This is a genomic window from Lentzea albidocapillata (genome assembly GCF_000719115.1).
Taxonomy (GTDB): Bacteria; Actinomycetota; Actinomycetes; order Mycobacteriales; family Pseudonocardiaceae; genus Lentzea; species Lentzea albidocapillata.
Map to the genome: position 1 here is coordinate 23,627 of NZ_JOEA01000020.1, position 16,913 is coordinate 40,539.

Sequence of the window (16,913 nt, forward strand, 5' to 3'; positions counted from 1 at the left end):
GCGTCACGCGTCCGAGTGAACGACGTCTCTCCTCCAGAAGCACGAACGGAGGTGCTGATGCTCCCGCCCGGCCGGCCCACTCCCGGCGTCGCACTGATCGATCCCGTACCGCTCTACCGCGAAGGTCTGTCCGCACTGGTCAGACGGACTCCCGGCCTGCGCTGGCTCGGTTCGACCGGTGACCTGCACGCCGCCGTTCGCCTGCACGGACGACTGCGTCCCGACGTGCTGCTCATCGACTCCGTGCTCGACCCGGTGGGCCATCTGGCCCGGCTGCTGGTCGAACGCGATCCAGCCCTGCTCGTCATCGGACTCGTTCGCGACGCGCACTCGCACGCGAACTACGTGACGACCGCGTTGGAGGCAGGAGTCCGTGGCGTCGTGCCGCGCAGCGCCCAGCCCGAACAGATGCTGCGGGTGATCGCCGAGACGATCCGCTCGCGCGGCTACGTGCACCCCGACCTGCGGCCGAAGGACCGGCCGACGCTGTCCAAGCGCGAGTACGAGGTGCTCACGCTCATCGCGGACGGCCTGGAGAACCAGCAGGTCGCGAACGAGCTGATCGTGTCCGTCGAGACCGTGCGGACCCACGTCAAAGGCATCCTGCGCAAGCTCAGCGCACGCGATCGGACACACGCGGTGTCGCTTGCCTACCGGTCAGGACTGCTGATCGGCCGCCCAGCCATGCTCGAGTAACCGGCGCCGCACTTCCCGAGATGGTCTCCGAACGCTCAGCAGGCGTCTGACCGGCCCTCATGCCCGATTCAGGTCACTCAGAGGACTGTCTACTTCGCCACCAGTGGGTGGTCGGCCTTGCCGGGGTTACTGTCGAGTAATACTCTGTTGTTACCGGTCAGTAGGCGACCCCGCCGCGACCCTGAGGAGTGAGCTGACGAGATGGGCCACTACAAGAGCAACGTCCGGGATCTCGAGTTCAACCTGTTCGAGGTCTTCAACGTGCAGGACCACCTCGGCAAGGGGCCGTTCGAGCAGTCCGACGAGGACACTGCGCGCAGCGTGCTGGCCGAGGTGAAGAACCTCGCCGAGGGTGTCCTCGGGGACTCCTTCGTCGACGCCGACCGCAACCCGCCGGTGTTCGACCCGGCGACGCACTCGGCCACCCTGCCGGAGTCGCTGAAGAAGTCGTACCAGGCGGTGTGGGACGGCGAGTGGTACCGCCTGTTCCTGCCGAACGAGCTGGGCGGCTTCGGCACCCCGCCGTCGGTCACGTGGGCCGCGTCCGAGCTGCTGCTCGGTGCGAACCCGGCCGTCTACATGTACCTGGCGGGCCCGAGCTTCGCGACGGTCGTCTACAACAACGGCACTGAGCGCGACAAGCAGTGGGCTCAGCTGATGATCGACCGCGGCTGGGGCGCCACGATGGTGCTGACCGAGCCGGACGCCGGTTCCGACGTCGGCGCCGGCCGCACCAAGGCCTTCAAGCAGGACGACGGCAGCTGGCACATCGAGGGCGTGAAGCGCTTCATCACGTCCGCCGACCAGGACCTGACCGAGAACATCATGCACATGGTGCTCGCGCGTCCCGAGGGCGAAGGCATCGAGGCGAAGCCCGGCACCAAGGGCCTGTCGCTGTTCCTGGTGCCGAAGTTCCACTTCGACCCGGAGTCCGGTGACCTGGGCGAGCGCAACGGCGCCTTCGTCACCAACGTCGAGCACAAGATGGGCCTCAAGGCGTCCACCACGTGCGAGCTGACGTTCGGCCAGCACGGCGTGCCCGCCAAGGGCTGGCTGCTCGGCGAGGTGCACGACGGTATCGCGCAGATGTTCGACGTCATCGAGTACGCCCGCATGATGGTCGGCACCAAGGCCATCGCGACGCTGTCGACCGGCTACCTGAACGCGCTGTCCTACGCCAAGGAGCGCGTGCAGAGCGCCGACCTGACGCGTATGACGGACAAGACCGCGCCGCGCGTCACCATCACCAACCACCCGGACGTCCGCCGCAGCCTGATGCTGCAGAAGGCGTACGCCGAGGGTCTGCGCGCCGTGTACCTGTACACCGCGACGCAGCAGGACAAGGTGATGTTCGGCGGCGACGACGCGAAGCTGGCGGCCAAGGTCAACGACCTGCTGCTGCCGATCGTCAAGGGCGTCGGCTCGGAGCGCGCGTACGAGCAGCTGGCGCAGTCGCTGCAGACGCTGGGCGGCTCGGGCTTCCTGCAGGAGTACCCGATCGAGCAGTACATCCGCGACGCGAAGATCGACTCGCTGTACGAGGGCACCACGGCCATCCAGTCGCTGGACTTCTTCTTCCGGAAGATCATCCGCGACAAGGGCCAGGCGCTCACGTTCATCAACGGCGAGATCCAGAAGTTCCTCGACAACGAGGGCGGCAACGGCCGTCTGAAGGAGGAGCGGGCGCTGCTCAAGCAGGGTCTCGAAGACCTGCAGGGCATGCTCGGCGCGCTGGTCGGCTTCCTGACCACCTCGCAGGAGGACGTCCGCAACCTCTACAAGGTCGGCCAGAACTCGGTCCGCCTGCTGATGACCGCCGGTGACGTCCTCGTCGGCTGGCTGCTGCTGCGCCAGGCCGAGGTCGCGCTGGAGAAGCTCGGTGGCACGCCGTCCGCCAAGGACAAGGCGTTCTACGAGGGCAAGGTCGCGGTGGCGTCGTTCTTCGCGAAGAGCGTGCTGCCGGAGCTCACCGCTCGCCGCAAGATCGCCGAGTCCACGGACAACGCGCTGATGGACATCGACGAGAGCGTTTTCTAAGCGCCCCTCGACGGACTACGGGTCCTCGCACCTCCTGCCCGAGGTGCGAGGACCCGTTTTTCATTGCGCCACGAAGAGGAGCGGACCGGCCACGGCGCCGATGTTGAACGCGGTGGTCGCGTAGGAGCCGGCCATCGTCGGCGCACCTGCCGCGTGGTGCAGCACCCTCGCGATCAACGTGCTGCCCACCGCGAACGACACCACACCGAGCGCGAACACCAACGGCAGCAACACGATCGGCTCACGACCGAGCACGTCGAGGCTGAACCATCCCGCGAGCACCAGCACTCCGCCGATCGCGACGACCGGACGTGCCGCAGAGCCGGACAGGCGTCCACCTGTGGTGACCCCCGCGAACGAGCCGACGCCGAAGAGCACCAGCACGACCGGCACCCACCACTCACCCAGCCCTGCGACGTCGGTGACGACCGGGGCCAGGAACGTGAAGTGGCCGAAGGTCACCGCGTTCACCAGGACCGCGAGCGCGATCACCAGCACCAGCCGCGGTTTCCGCAGCTCCGCCAACTCGGGTCGCAACGCGACGGTGGTGTGCTGCTGCCGGGACGGAATCCCTTTGAGGACACCGGCTGCGGCCGGCACGCAGAGCACCGCGACGGCCAGGAACGTGGCACGCCAGCCGAGCGCGGTGCCGAGCAGCGATCCTCCCGGCACACCGGCGATCATGGCCACCGTCGTGCCGGACAGCAGCACGGCGAGCGCCCGTCCACGTTGCCGTGGCGGCACTGATGCCGTGGCGGACGTCAGCGCCACGGCGAGGAAACCGGCGTTCGCGAGCGCGGCCACCACCCTGGTCACGAGCAACACGGCGAAGCTCTCGGTGACGGCCCCGATCAGGTGTGCGGCGAGGAAGACAGCGAGGAACGCGAACAGGCTGAACCTCGGTGGCCAGTTGCGGGCCAGCGCGGCCATCAGCGGTGCGCCGACGACCATCCCTGCCGCGAAGGCCGAGGTGAGCGTACCGGCCGTGCCCACGGACACGTGGAAGTCGGCGGCGACGGCGGGCAACAGCCCGGAGAGCATGAACTCAGAGGTGCCCATGGCGAACAGGGCCAGGGCGAGCAGGTACAGCGAAAGAGGCACGGAGGAGCTCCGAGGACGAGGGGTTTACCGGGGCTGACGGCTAGACCGCAGACCCGACCCTGGATGCCTCAGGACTCGACATGATCGGCACGGTAGCGCGATCACCTCACACGATGCAGCTTGATTTCGTTGTCAGTTGACAGCCGCTCGTTCGGAATCAAAAATTGGCCGGTGTTCCTGTACCTGCTGATGCTGTGCGCGATCGCCGGCATCGTGGCGCTCGCGACGATCGTCCTGCGACGCCTCAAGAACCGGCAGGTGCGCCAGGACGAACTGTGGTCCGGGTACCAGCAGCACATGAACGCGCTGCGCGAGGCGTCGCCGGAAGCGGAGCTGGCGACGGTCGCGCAGGTGTACCAACGTGCGAAGAGCGGCACCAAGGCCGTGATCGCGTGGGAGCGCACGGGAGTCGAGCAGGACTCGTGGTTCGAGGGGATGGACCCGAGTCCCGGCGACGTCCTGCTGCTGCGCTGCAGCCCCGGCTGGGGGCCGGACTCCGCCAGCCCCAACGTCTTCTACGTGGCGCCGGGACAGGTCCTGTCGTCGATGACGGTGGAGGCGCAGGCAGCCGCGGCCCGGCATGAGCATCGGCTCGCGGCCACCGGCGTCACTCCTTGAGTGCTCGCGCGGCGGCGAAGCAGTAGACGCCGAACGCGGCGATGCCGATCGCCACGGCGGACAGCAGGAACATGCCGTAAGGCTGTGCCACCAACGTTTTCAGGGCCTTGTCCATGCCGCCGGACTGCTGGGGGTCCGCGTTGATCGCGGCGAGTCCGACGAGGACACCGATGACGCCGTACGCGGAGCCCTTGCCGATCCAGCCGATCCTGCCGACCGGCTCGATCCACGACGGCGCACGGCTCATGTCGAGATCCTTCTCGAAGGACTTCTTGATGCCCTTGTAGATGATCACGCCGGCGATGACGAGGATGCCGATCGCCACGGCGCCGACGATGAACTGGCCGCCGGACAGGGCGAGCAGCTGCGCCGTGAGTTCCTGCTGCTGCTGGTTCTGGTCACCGGAACCGCCCGAGCCCGTCGCGTACTTGAAGGCACCCAGCGCGATACCGGTCGCGGTGATGGCGCGGGCCGCGGACCCGATGCGCTTGGAGATCCGCTTCCGCTTCTTGCCGATGTAGGTGTACCCGACGAAGGCGAGCAGCAGCTGCCACAGCGCGAAGCACACGAGCCCGATGGCGAGCGTCCACAGCAACCACGCGCCGCCCTGCGCGATGTCGCTCACCGCGCCCTTCGAGTCGGCCTGTTCGGAGTCGCCGAACGCTACCTGGATCGCGAGCCACGCCACCAGGACGTGCACGACCCCGTAGAACACCATCCCCACCCGCCCGAACGTCTGGACGACGGGGTGTCTTCGCGCCTCTTGCGCAACAGTGGCCACGAACGGGTGACTACCCGCGCGTGGCCACTGTCAACCTGAAAGAAGCTCAGCCGCCGGGTGGTGGCTCACAGATGATCTTGAACTGCGGGTCGTAGCGGACCGTGCGCGATTCGCTGCGGGACTGGCCCGTGCGGCGGTCCGTGATCGTGCGGGTGTCCGTCACCGAGAAACCAGGAGCACCGTTGCTCGCGGAGCACGGGGTCTTGTTGACCTTCTTCTCCTGCGGCTGGGTGGGGTTGAAGTCCCCGCTGGTCGAGCCGGTGACGTCGTAGTTCTTGGTGCCCCACAGCACGATCTTGATGGACCCCGGGGTCCAGATCGTCTGGATGGCGACGCCCGTGTCGTCCGGGTTCGTGAAGGAGATGTCGATCAGGCTGTTGCCCGCGCCGTCCATGAACACGGTGGCCTCGCGGCCCTTCGGGTACCGCGTGATCCAGTAGCTGTGCTCCCTGTGGCCCGCGTCCTTCATGCCCGCGTAGTAGTACGCGTTGTAGAGCGTGGTCGCGAACTGCGAGATGCCGCCACCGACCGCCATGCCGGGGATGCCGTTCTCGATGATGCCCGCCTCGACGTAGCCCTGCGCGGTACCGCGGGGGCCGGTGTGCTTGTTGAGGCTGAACGTCTCCTTGGGCTTCACGATCGCGCCGTTGACCTTCTCGGCCACGACCCGGATGTTGACGCCCGAGGCGGGGGCGAAGCCACCGGTCTGGAACTCGCCGATGACCTCCTTGATGCCCATCTTGTTCGCCTGCTCGGTGGTGACCTTCGCGGGCGTGTGCTTGTACTCGAACTTGACCTCGCGCGCGTCGGTCTTCTTCAGCGTGTCGAAGTAGGGCTGGAGGTTCTTGTCCCAGTCGAGGTCGAGGCCGTCCACCGACGGCTTGACGGTCGGCCTGCCACCCTCGAAGACGATCTCGGCGTCCTTGCCCTGCTTGACCGTGTCCTTGAGCTGCGGCGTGGTCACCTCGGCGAGCTTGTCCTTGTTCGGCGTGACGTTCAGCGCGCCACCCTCACCGGGAGCGAAGGCCAGCGTGGTCCCGATCTGCTCCGGCGTGAGCGTCGCGTCCTTGCCCTCGCCCTTGATGACGACGGGACCGGACACCGCGATCTTCACGACCTCGTTGAGCGCCTTCTCGACGCCCTCCTTGGTCGTCTTGACCGGGGTGAAGTCCATCGGGACCTCGACCGGGTTGCCGGACGCCCAGTTCGCGACGACTGCGCCCACGGCTTCCCCGGCCTTGAGCTTCTGGCCTTCGTGCGGCTCGACGGCGACGGGATTCGCGCCCTCGAACCTGATGGTGCCCTCGATCGGGTCGTGGTCGAGCTTGGGGCGCAGGGCCTCCAGCGCGCCGGTGACCTTCGCGTCGTCGGCCTTCGTCGCGACACCGACCTCGCGGCTGGTGAAGAACGACGTGACACGCGTGAACGGGCTGAGCGGCTGGCTGCCGGCACGCTCGATCGTGCTGTTCCAGTCGAGCTCGAGACCCGCGGCCTTGGGGTCGAGCTCGGACGTGACGTCGCCGGCCTTGAGCGCGACGGGCTTGTCCAGGCGCGGGCCGATCTCGTCGCGCAGCTTCTTCTCGGCCTCGTCGTGGCTCATGCCGCCGACGTCGACGCCCGCCACCGTCACACCGCGCGGCACGTTGCCGCTGGAGACGAGCATGTCGAGGCCGTAGAGCAGACCGAAGGCGCCGACCACGGCCGCGGCCACGATCAACGCCTTCTTCTTCGTGTTCTTCGGCTGCGCCTCGTCCTGACCCGGCTCGATCATCACGGGCCCGTAGACGCCGGAGTCCTCCGGCTGCGGCTCGGGTGGCGCCACCGGCTTCATGTACTCCGTGGCGGCCTCGGCGGCCGGGAACCCGACACCGGGCACAGCCGCGGTGACGGTCGGCTCGTTCGAGTCCGGCTCCTCAGACGGCCACGCCTCGGTCGAGGCGTCCACCTGGACCGGAGCGATCTTGGTCGTCTGCTCCGAGGACGTGCCGCCGGGACCCACCGGTGGCATCGCTCTCGTCTTGTCAGCGTCGTACGGCACAGCTCTCCCCGTTGCCCTGTCTCTCCTGAGGTGGCATATGTGTGCAGCTATCAGGCGTCGATCACGAACCGGCGGCTCATAGGTACAGACCAGTACCGTGCTCGGTGAGCTCCGTCGCAACCGCGTGCAGATCGCGTTCCCTCATCACGAGATACGTGGTGCCGTGCACCTCGACCTCAAGCTGATCTTCCGGGTTGAACATCACCCGGTCCCCGACCTTCACGTGGCGCACGCTGGTACCGACTCCGAACACATCACCCCACGCCAACCGCTTCGCCATCTGGGCCGTAGCGGGGATCACGATGCCTCCGCTGGAACGCCGCTCGCCGTCCTCGGGCGAGATGCGGACCATCACACGGTCGTACAGCATCTGGATCTCGAGCTTGACATCAGGCACCAGCAGAGTCTACGTGCCTTGTGGACCCTCCTCGTCCATGCCGCCCATCAGCAGCGGGAGCCGGGTAGGTGCATCGGCAACAACTCGAACCGGGACCCCCCAGTCCTGCCTGGTCAGACGGCACACCGGGTGTTCGTCCGCAGGATCGTCACTGCAACTGGCGGCCTGCGCTACGACATGCAGAACGCCGTTCGTGACCTGATCGTTGATCCGCAGCGCCCGTACCAGCCCAGTGGTGACGCCGGCCCCCTCGATGATCAGCTCCGGAGGCGAGCTGGTGATCTCCAGACGGGTGGAGGGGCCGTACCTTTCGTCCAGTTTCGTCCCGGTCGGCGGGGTGAAGACGACCGCGAGCTCGAACGCTCCCGGCGCGATGTCGGTGGACGGCCGCTTCACCTCGTGGGCCGCGCCGTCGATCTTCGTGGCGGCCGCCGTGAACCGTTCGAGCCGGTGGGCCGCACTCGCGACCACGACGAGTTCGTTCTGGATGAGGAGCGCGTCGGACGGCTCGGCGATGTCCGTGGCGATGGTGGTCAGGGTGTTCGTCTCAGGGTCGAAACGCCTGATCGCGTTGTTGTAGGTGTCGCTGATGACGACCGAGTGGTCGCCGAGGACCGTGACGCCCAGCGGGTGCTGCAGCAGGGCCTCGTCCGCGTCACCGTCCTTGTGCCCGAACGCGAACAGCCCCTTGCCGACGACCGTGCGGACCTCACCGTTCTCGAGGTAGCGCAACGCACTCGTCTCGGAGTCGACCATCCACAGCCGGTCGCCGTCCGCCGCGAGCCCGGACGTCTGCGCGAAGAAGGCCCCTTCGGCCGGACCGTCGTTGATGCCCTCGACGGTGGTGCCGGCCAGCCTCCTGACGGTGCCGGTCCCAGGGTCGAAGAAGCTCAGCGTGTGGTTGCCGGCCATCGCGATCGCGACACCGCCGTTCCACCAGGCCACGTCCCACGGACTAGTCAGCTCGATCTTGTCGGCCGGCCCGTCGGTCTCCCCGTCACGCCACTGCTCGCCGGTGCCCGCGAGCGTCGTGACCTCGCCCGTTTCGAGGTCGAGGCCGCGAAGGAGGTGGTTGACCGTGTCGGCGACGACGACGTCGTTGGTACCGGGAACCAGCGTGAGACCCGCGGGCTCGGAGAAGGTGGGGTTCAGGCCGTCCTGCCGGCCGCGCTCGCCGGTGCCGATGCGGCGGATGACGGTCTCACCGTCCGCTTCGAGCTCCACGATGCTGTGGTGGGCCGAGTCGCTGACGAGGATCGTGCCACTCGGCGTCACGATGGCCTTGGCGGGGAAGCGAAGCGTGGTGTTCTCCGGCTCCGGCGCCTGGTACGGACCTCGGCCGCGGTGCAACGTGCCCTTCTCGTCGTGCTCCTCGACCAGTTCCCTGATGACGGTCCTGAGCGCCTCGACATGCCCCTCACCAGCGGCGACGTGCACGACGTAACCCTCGGGGTCGACCAGGGTCAGCGTCGGCCACGCCTTCACGGCGTAGTTCTGCCACGTCGTGAGCTCCGGGTCGTCCAGGACCGGGTGATGCACCCCGTACCGCTCGACGGCGGCCTTGAGCGCCTCGGGGTCCGCCTCGTGCACGAACTTCGGCGAGTGCACGCCGATCGTGACCAGGACGTCCTCGAACTCGTCCTCCAGCGGGCGCAGCTCGTCGAGGACGTGCAGGCAGTTGATGCAGCAGAACGTCCAGAAGTCGAGGAGCAAGATCTTGCCGCGCAGGTCCTTGAGGCTGACCTGGTCGCCGCCGGTGTTCAGCCAGCCGCGTCCTACCAGCTCAGGGGCACGGACACGGGCACGGCGCTTCGCAGTCGTCACGTCCCGATCCAACACTGTGGACGGTCGTGCTGTTCCGGCGTCCATCACGTGAGAAGAACGGCCTTGAGATGTGGCCCGGCTCCTCGCATCCCGGCCTACGGGAAGGTTGACCCGAACCCACCGGTAGCCCTCATCATGGAACGAGGACCGCCCGCCTGAACCTTTTCGCCGTGATCGGCGTAGAGGACGCCGGGAGGTGCGTGATGGTGGAGTACCTGGTGATCGGTGCGGGTCCGGCGGGCTTGCAGATGGGGCGCTTTCTACACCGTGCGGGCCGCGACTACCTGATCGTCGAGCAGGAACCCGAGCCGGCGAGCTTCTTCCGGACGTTCCCGCGGCACCGCGTGCTCTCGACGGACGACAACTCGCTGTTCGATGGTGCGCCGTTCGCGCGCTACAGCAAGCGGTCCTTTCCCGACGCGGATGATCTGGTGCGTTATCTGGAGGACTTCGCGCGGCCGTTGAACATCCGCTACAACACGCCGGTCAGCGACCTGAGCCGGTACCAGGCGCGGCACGTGGTCGTCGCGACCGGCAACAAGCCCCACCTGCCGAACGTTCCCGGCGTCGAGCACACCGAGACGTACGCGAGCGCGAGCACTGATCCGACCGAGTACGCGGGCAAGCGCGTGCTGATCGTCGGGCGCGGGCCCAGTGCGTTCGAGACTGCCGACAACATCGCGTCCACGGCACGGCTCACGCACACCGTCGGGCGGTCCGTGCAGCGGATCGTCAAGGAGGGCAACGAGTTCGTCGCGACGATCGACGGCACCGGCGAGCTGCGCTACGACAAGGTCGTCGTGTGTACCGGGTTCCGCAGGGACACCGCGCTGGACGGACCCGGCGTGCACGTGCTCGGCGGCGACTCGATCAAGGCGATCCGGCACTCGGCCAGGGCGTTGCACCGGTCGTTGGAGGCCGAGCATCACGGGGTGCCGTGGCCGCATCGCCGGTTGCGTAGCCGGCCGGACGCGCTGGCGGCCACGATCGCCACGCGGGCGAGTGAGATTCCGGACGGGCTGGCGGATGTCGTTGTGACGCAAGGGCAGCACGCGCTGCTCTACGACGAGATGCCCACCACCGAACGGAACGGGTTCGTCGTCACGAGCACGCAGGTGAGGCACTACCGGCGCAACGAGCTGATCGCGGTCGAGCGCCGGTTGCACCGCAAGCCGCTGGAGAGGTTCTTCTCGCAGCAGCTCGCGGTGCCGTGCATTTCCTAGACCGGCAGTGTGCGCGCGAGGAACTTCACGGAGACGTCCCACGCGCTGTCGGCGGCGTCCTTGTCGTACCAGGGGCCGAGGTGGTTGAGGAACGCGTGGCCCGCGGGCTCCAGGTGGATCTCGGCGCCCTGATGCGACGGCACCGCGTCCACGACCTTCTGGTAGCCGGTGATGAACGGGTCCTCGCTACCGAAGACGAACTGGATCGGGCACGACACCTGGTCGAGCGTGCTGATCTGGTCCGGCACGCCCGAGCCGTAGAACGAGACGGCGGTGTCCGGGTCGGAGGCGGTGGCCGCGGCGTAGGCCAGGGTGCCGCCGAGGCAGAAGCCGAGCACGCCGACGCCGCCGGTCACCTCGGGCAGGTCGCGCAGGTACTGCACGGACTTGACGACGTCCTGCACGGCGAGCGGGAAGTCGAGGTTGCCGACGACCTCCATCGACTTCGCGATGCCCGCCTCGTCGTGCTCACCGACCCAGCCCGGCTGGAAGCGGTGGAAGAGCTCGGGTACGGCCACGACGTAGCCGAGCGCGGCGAGCTTCTCCGCGACGCCGCGCAGGTAGCCGTCCAGGCCGAAGATCTCCTGGATCAGCACGATGCCGGGGCCGGAACCGGACTCCGGGAGCCAGACCGGCAACGGCATGTCGTCAACTCGATGGGTCATGAACCGATCTTGCCCGAGCACGTCCGATCACCGGCCCACGACCTCCACCGACGTGCCGGTGAGGCGTTCGGCCTCGGTCCACAGACGGGCGGCCAGCGCCTTGTCCCGCGCGGACCGGGGCATCGAGGCGGGCCTGGTCGGACCGACGAGCGCCCAGCGCGGCCCGTAGTAGCCACCGGCGACCGCTGCCGGATCGGCCGCCGCGTGCAGGAGCGGTTCGGTGCCCTGCTCGACGCCCTGCGAGGGCACGAACCGATACCCGACCGACTCGATCAGACCGGGCTTGCCACCGTTCAGGCGCGGGCCCGAGGTCATCAGGTTGGTGCGGGTGTAGCCGGGGTGCGCGCCGACCGAGAGCAGCGGCCAGTCGTTCTCGGCCGCGAGGTCCGCCAGGCGCACCATCATCAGCAGGTCGGCCAGCTTGGAGAGCGAGTAGGCCGGCATGGGGCTGTACCGGCGGCGGGACTGCAGGTCGTCGAAGTCGATCCGCCCGAGGTACGCGGCACCGCTGCTCATCATCACGACTCGCGGCGCGGGCGCGGCCAGCAGCAACGGCAGCAGGCGGACGGTCAGGGCGAACGGGCCGAGGAAGTTGCTGGCGAGCTGGAGCTCGAAGCCGTCGACGGTCTCGGTCCGCGCGGGCACGTTCATCACGCCGGCGTTGTTGACCAGGACGTCCAGCGGCTGGCCCTCGGCGATCAGCTCCTCGGCGAACGTCCGCACCGACGCCTGGTCGGCCAGGTCGAGCCGCCGGACCTCCACCCTGGCTCCGGGATGCGCGGCGAGGATCTCCGCCTCGGCCTGCCGGCCCTTGGCCTCGGTGCGCACCGCGAGGACGACGTGGGCCCCGGCTCCCGCCAGTCGTTTTGCCGCCTCCTTGCCGGTGCCGCTGTTCGCGCCGGTGACGACGATGCGCTTGCCGTGCTGGTCAGGAACCTGGTACATCGCGACCCCTCATTAAGTACTTCCGGTCTCTTATGTCACCAACATAACGGACCGTCGGTATCTTAGTAAAGTACCGCTGGTCTGTAACATGCGCGACATGAGTTTCCAGCGGGCGCGCACCGACGAGCAGCGCAACGAACGGCGGCGGCAGATCCTCGCCACCGCGGCCGCGATGCTCATCGAGATGCCGGTCGCCGAGCTGACCCTCACCGCGCTCAGCCGCCGGGTCTGCCTGGCCAAAGCCAACGTCCTGCGCTACTTCGAGTCGCGGGAGGCGGTGCTGCTGGCACTGCTGGAGGCGGAGATCGCGGACTGGATCACGGAACTGGAGTCTGCGGCGTTCCCCGGCGGTGGCACCGCCGGGGAACGCGGAGACCGGCTGGCGGAACTCCTGGCCAGCTCACTGGTGCGTCGCCCTGTGCTGTGCGACCTGATCAGCGCCCAGGCCACCGTGCTGGAGCGCAACATCTCCGCCGAAACGGCGCTGCGGCACAAACGCGCCATCCACGAGTGCCTGACGACGCTCGTCCAGTTCACCGGACGGCACCTTCCCGAACTGGGCGACGAGAACGCCGGCGCCCTGATGCGGACCGTCATGCTGATCGCGGTCGCCGCCTGGCCGGCCAGCCGTCCCCCGCAGGCGGTTCTCGACGCCTACGCCGCCGATCCGGATCTGGCCGTGATGTGCGTCGACTTCGCCGACGTCGTGCGCCGCACCGCCGAGGTGACGGCTTCCGGGCTTCTCGCCCGCAGCCGGTAGGTCCTGCCCGATAATCAGCCGATGATCAGGTTGATCGCGACCGACCTCGACGGCACGCTGCTGCAACCGGGCGGCGTGCTGAGCGATCGCACCCGCGCCACGCTCCACGCCGTCGACGCGGACGTCGTGGTCGTCACGGCGCGCCCGCCGCGGTTCGTGCAGAACCTGGAGTTGACCGGCACGGCGATCTGCTCCAACGGTGCGATGATCTACGACCTGACGAACCGCGAGGTCACGCACGCGCAGACGGTGCCGTTCGACGTCGTGCGGAAGGTGTCCGAGGCGTTGGCCGAGGTGATCCCGAACGTCGGCATCGCGGTCGAGACCGGGCTGGAAGTGTTGTCGGAGCCCGGTTTCCAGGGCTTCGGGCCGAAGAATCCACACAGGACACTGGAGTTGCTCGACCACGTCTTCGAGGAGGCGCACCAGGTCGTGCAGATGCTCGCGTGGGCACCGGACGCCGAGGTCGACCACATGATGGAGATCGCGCGCGAGGCCGTCGGGCAGCACGTCTCCGTCACGCACTCTGGCGGCCTCGGACTGCTGGAGATCAGCCCGCCGGGCGTCTCGAAGGCCGCCACGCTCGAATCCCTGTGCAACACCAGGGGAATCGGCAAGGACGAGGTCATCGCGTTCGGTGACATGCCGAACGACCTGTCGGTGCTCGGGTGGGCCGGCACGGCCTACGCGATGGGCAACGCGCACCCGCTCGTGAAGCAGGCCTGCACCAACCACGCGCCGCCCAACACCGAGGACGGCGTGGCGCAGATCCTCGAAAGCCTCTTCAGGCTCTAACGACGCGGCACCGAGGTGGGTCCTGCCACCTCGGCACCCAGCGCCGTCACCCGCTGCCGCAACTCGCGGTCGGCGGTCACCACCGTCACCGAACGCCCCAAGCCCTCGGTCCGCACGACCTCGACGATCGTGTCGTCGCCATCGCCGGGGGCGGAGACCACCCGGACGTCGTCAACGGAGGAAACGTTGCGCGCCTTGCCTTCCACGACCAGGACGACCTCCTCGTCGCGGCCGCGCAGGGCGTCGCGGAGGCGTTCGGCCGCGCCCGCCCGGTCGCGCCACCACCCGTCCGGGACCGATCCCACGACGTTGGCTGCGTCGACCACGAGCAACGGCTTCACACCCTCAGCGTGCCTCAGCCCCGGCGCGCCCGCAGCGCGTCCAGCGAGTCCGGGCCCTCGTCCACGGCAAGTGCCGCAACAGGAGCGGACGGAACGCCGGCCCAGCGCAGGACGGCGGCCGTCGCGGCGGCGCGTTCCTTTTCGGGCAGCTTCGCGATGTTCGCGCCGTGGTTGCCACCGGGCACCGTGAGCGACAGCGAGTCGCGCGTGCCCCGGCCGAGGCGGAATGGCTCCGCGCTCCACGGGTCGTTCTGCCCGTTCACGAACAGCAGCCGCGAGCCCTGGTGGCGCACCCACGAGTCCACGTCACGCATCGCCGACCGGTCGAACCGCGGGAACCTGATGTCCGGCGAGACCATCGAGCGCGGCACCGAGGAACCGGGGTGGCGCAGCAGGTCGCGCACGGCGGACTCGTCCGCTTCCGGCCAGCCGAGCTGCGTGCCCGCCTGGTAGTAGTACGCCGTGTAGGGCGCGACGCCGGCGTCGGTGTAGAAGTCCCAGCCCACGGTCGTGTCGATGAACTTCCAGAGGTCGTCGACCGAGGCGCCCGCACCGGGGACCAGCGCGCACTGCGCCTGCGTGCCGTACTGCCAGAACGTGAACGGCGTGTCGAGCACGAGGATCTCCAGCGCCTTGTGCGCGCTGCCGAACTGCTTGTAGGTGTAGCCCTTGGCCTCCAGCCGCGAGACGAACTCGTCGCGGTGCTGCAGGATCTGCCGCTGCACGCCTTCCAGACGGCGGTTGCACGTCGGGTCGTCGCCGACCTCGCGGATGAACTCACCGTAGATGTCGCGGTCGTTCACCACGTCGTTCGGCGCCACATACGCGATGGTCGCGTCGACGTCGCGCGGGAAGAACCGGCGGTGGTAGATCGACGTCATGCCGCCCTTGCTGGCACCCGTCGACAGCCACTTCGCGCCGTAGATCTTCTTGAACGCGCCGACGATCCGGTGGTGGTCACTGGCCGCCTGCCAGATGTTCAGGTCGTCCCAGTCGGCCGGAGCGGGCCGTGACGGCGTGAAGAACCGCTGCTCGACGCTGATCTGGTTGCCGTCGACGAGCCGGGCGGGCTCGGACGGGCTGATCGTGCCGGACAGGTTGTAGCCGCTGGTGTGCAGCACCATCGGCTTCGATTCCGCCTTGTGCAGCAACGAGAAGCGCTGCTCGAACCTCGTGCCGCGCGGTCTGCGGTGGTCCGCGGGCTGCTGGATGCCGAGGACGAACGTCCGCGCGGTGCCGGACGTCCCCTCGCTGATGATCCGCACGCCGGGGATGGCGGCGATGCGGTCCTTGATGTCGGGAGCGGCGGACACGACTGCGGCGGTGGCCACGACCTGCGCCGATGCCAGGCCGAACGCCAGCAGGGAGCGTGCGAGTCTGTTCACCAGGCCAAGCTATTGAGCCCGCACGCCCCGCCGGACCGGCCGATCGTCGGGCTTATTCGTGGCTCGCGTAGTAAGACGCGGCCATGTCCTCGCCGCCGTGCCCCTTGGTGACAGCGCGGTTCAGCCGCGCGCTCGACGCCTGCGCCACGTCGAGCCGCACGTTGGCGCGCACCGCGGCCTCGTTCACCAGCAACGCGTCCTTCAGCGCGTTCTGCACGGTGAACGCGGGCGGGAAGGACCGCTCGATGACCGCGTTGCCCTTCGTCTGCAGGTACGCGCAGTCCACCGCGCCACCGGACACGGCTTCGAGGAACAGCTTCGGGTCGATCCCGGACGCCTCCGCGAGCGACACGGCCTCGCCGACGGCGGCGGTCAGCGCGAGCACCCAGCTGTTCGCGACCAGCTTCAACTTCGACGACGCCCCGGCCTCGCCGACCCACATCGTGCGGGCACCGATCACGTCGAACACGGGCTGCACGCGCTCGCGCAGTTCATCGGCACCGGAGGCGAGCACGACGAGCTTGCCCTCGGCCGCGGGCTTCGTGCTGCCGAGCACGGGCGCGTCGACGAACTCCAGGCCGAGCGACCGCGCCAGGGCGATGTGGTCCTCGGTGAAGGCGACGCCGACCGTGGACGCCTGGATCCACACGGCGTCGTGCGACAGGGAGGGTGCGGCGTCCTGCATGGCGGCGGTGACCGTGGCGCCGTCGTTCAGGACCGTCAGCACGACCTCGGCGCCTTCGACGGCCTCAGCGGGGCTGTCCGTGACGGTGGCGCCCTTCGCGGCGAGCGGTTCGGCCTTGGCGCGCGTGCGGTTCCAGACGCGGACGGCGTGTCCGGCTGCGGCGAGGTTGGCTGCGATGGGGGCACCCATGAGGCCGGTGCCGAGCACGGCGATCTTCATGTCCCCCAGCAAACAAGAAACCTCGCGGTGCTGCCAGGTCGGGGGTCCGACAGCACCGCGAGGTCAACAGTGACATCGGCGGACCGACGTGCGCTGTTACAACGCCATCATACTGTGGCGTGGATCACGTTTAACAGAATGAAACCCCTGGAGCGCGGGAGATGCTCCAGGGGTTCCGGTAAGGGAGGCACTCGCGACGGGGCGCCGTGCGAGTGCCGGGTCGTGGTCAGCGGAGGGTGGTGACCTGAGCCTGGGCGATGGCCATGAGCTCGTGACGCATGGACGGGGTGGTCGCCATGTCGATCGCGCGAGCCACGGCCTTCCGGTTGCGCGCCTCGGCACGGCGGGCGCGGAGCTTCGCTGCGAAGTTCATCTCGGTCTGCACTTCCCTCTGTGAGGTCTG

General features: G+C 68.4%; 16 protein-coding genes and 1 pseudogene. 6 read left to right on the forward strand and 11 right to left on the reverse strand.

The window, feature by feature from the left end:
* Nucleotides 1–57 precede the first annotated feature (57 nt).
* Together IG04_RS0129825 and IG04_RS0129830 are read left to right on the forward strand one after the other, a co-directional pair.
* Nucleotides 58–696, forward strand: coding sequence for a LuxR C-terminal-related transcriptional regulator (locus tag IG04_RS0129825; RefSeq protein WP_030480067.1), 639 nt, complete (start codon nt 58–60; stop codon nt 694–696).
* Between the two features lie 201 nt (nt 697–897).
* Complete coding sequence (locus IG04_RS0129830; RefSeq protein WP_030480068.1) at nt 898–2,733, forward strand: acyl-CoA dehydrogenase; 1,836 nt, start codon at nt 898–900, stop codon at nt 2,731–2,733.
* 75 nt (nt 2,734–2,808) lie between these two features.
* Here IG04_RS0129830 and IG04_RS0129835 read toward each other — a convergent pair.
* A pseudogene (locus tag IG04_RS0129835) lies at nt 2,809–3,834 on the reverse strand (Cmx/CmrA family chloramphenicol efflux MFS transporter); the annotation flags it as partial.
* Nucleotides 3,835–4,005: 171 nt separating this feature from the next.
* Here IG04_RS0129835 and IG04_RS0129840 point away from each other — a divergent pair.
* A complete protein-coding gene (locus tag IG04_RS0129840; RefSeq protein WP_030480070.1) occupies nt 4,006–4,452 on the forward strand; it encodes a hypothetical protein in 447 nt (148 codons plus the stop codon).
* On the opposite strand, the gene IG04_RS0129845 is transcribed toward IG04_RS0129840, so the two are convergent.
* The 4 genes from IG04_RS0129845 to IG04_RS0129860 all read right to left on the reverse strand — a co-directional run bounded on the left by IG04_RS0129845 (nt 4,442) and on the right by IG04_RS0129860 (nt 9,537).
* On the reverse strand, nt 4,442–5,233 hold the full coding sequence (locus tag IG04_RS0129845) for a DUF1206 domain-containing protein (protein ID WP_030480071.1): 792 nt from the start codon (nt 5,231–5,233) through the stop codon (nt 4,442–4,444). The two genes, IG04_RS0129840 and IG04_RS0129845, sit on opposite strands and share 11 nt — an antisense overlap.
* 46 nt (nt 5,234–5,279) lie before the next feature.
* Complete coding sequence (locus IG04_RS0129850; protein WP_420843976.1) at nt 5,280–7,064, reverse strand: VanW family protein; 1,785 nt, start codon at nt 7,062–7,064, stop codon at nt 5,280–5,282.
* Between the two features lie 283 nt (nt 7,065–7,347).
* Nucleotides 7,348–7,641, reverse strand: coding sequence for a GroES family chaperonin (locus tag IG04_RS0129855; RefSeq protein ID WP_084401587.1), 294 nt, complete (start codon nt 7,639–7,641; stop codon nt 7,348–7,350).
* 36 nt (nt 7,642–7,677) lie between these two features.
* On the reverse strand, nt 7,678–9,537 hold the full coding sequence (locus tag IG04_RS0129860) for an NHL domain-containing thioredoxin family protein (protein ID WP_051770947.1): 1,860 nt from the start codon (nt 9,535–9,537) through the stop codon (nt 7,678–7,680).
* Nucleotides 9,538–9,662: 125 nt separating this feature from the next.
* Between IG04_RS0129860 and IG04_RS0129865 the strand changes: the two genes are divergently transcribed.
* Nucleotides 9,663–10,715: an NAD(P)-binding domain-containing protein gene (locus tag IG04_RS0129865; RefSeq protein ID WP_084401523.1), complete on the forward strand. Its 1,053-nt coding sequence runs from the start codon at nt 9,663–9,665 to the stop codon at nt 10,713–10,715.
* On the opposite strand, the gene IG04_RS0129870 is transcribed toward IG04_RS0129865, so the two are convergent.
* Entirely contained in the window at nt 10,712–11,380 is a 669-nt protein-coding gene (locus IG04_RS0129870) for a dienelactone hydrolase family protein (RefSeq protein WP_030480076.1), read from the reverse strand. The genes IG04_RS0129865 and IG04_RS0129870 overlap by 4 nt on opposite strands.
* A gap of 27 nt (nt 11,381–11,407) precedes the next feature.
* Entirely contained in the window at nt 11,408–12,325 is a 918-nt protein-coding gene (locus tag IG04_RS0129875; RefSeq protein WP_030480077.1) for an SDR family oxidoreductase, read from the reverse strand.
* Nucleotides 12,326–12,422: 97 nt separating this feature from the next.
* Between IG04_RS0129875 and IG04_RS0129880 the strand changes: the two genes are divergently transcribed.
* Both IG04_RS0129880 and IG04_RS0129885 read left to right on the forward strand, forming a co-directional pair.
* On the forward strand, nt 12,423–13,085 hold the full coding sequence (locus tag IG04_RS0129880) for a TetR/AcrR family transcriptional regulator (RefSeq protein WP_211257840.1): 663 nt from the start codon (nt 12,423–12,425) through the stop codon (nt 13,083–13,085).
* A gap of 21 nt (nt 13,086–13,106) precedes the next feature.
* Nucleotides 13,107–13,880: an HAD-IIB family hydrolase gene (locus IG04_RS0129885; RefSeq protein ID WP_036016259.1), complete on the forward strand. Its 774-nt coding sequence runs from the start codon at nt 13,107–13,109 to the stop codon at nt 13,878–13,880.
* Here IG04_RS0129885 and IG04_RS0129890 read toward each other — a convergent pair.
* The 4 genes from IG04_RS0129890 to IG04_RS47310 all read right to left on the reverse strand — a co-directional run bounded on the left by IG04_RS0129890 (nt 13,877) and on the right by IG04_RS47310 (nt 16,883).
* Nucleotides 13,877–14,221, reverse strand: a complete 345-nt coding sequence (locus IG04_RS0129890; protein ID WP_036016262.1) for a hypothetical protein — start codon at nt 14,219–14,221, stop codon at nt 13,877–13,879. The two genes, IG04_RS0129885 and IG04_RS0129890, sit on opposite strands and share 4 nt — an antisense overlap.
* A gap of 14 nt (nt 14,222–14,235) precedes the next feature.
* The gene (locus tag IG04_RS0129895) at nt 14,236–15,606 is read right to left on the reverse strand and encodes a S28 family serine protease (RefSeq protein WP_084401525.1); all 1,371 of its coding nucleotides are present in this window, start codon (nt 15,604–15,606) and stop codon (nt 14,236–14,238) included.
* A gap of 52 nt (nt 15,607–15,658) precedes the next feature.
* Entirely contained in the window at nt 15,659–16,510 is an 852-nt protein-coding gene (locus IG04_RS0129900; protein WP_030480082.1) for an NAD(P)-dependent oxidoreductase, read from the reverse strand.
* 226 nt (nt 16,511–16,736) lie between these two features.
* On the reverse strand, nt 16,737–16,883 hold the full coding sequence (locus IG04_RS47310; protein ID WP_169746017.1) for a hypothetical protein: 147 nt from the start codon (nt 16,881–16,883) through the stop codon (nt 16,737–16,739).
* Nucleotides 16,884–16,913 lie beyond the last annotated feature (30 nt).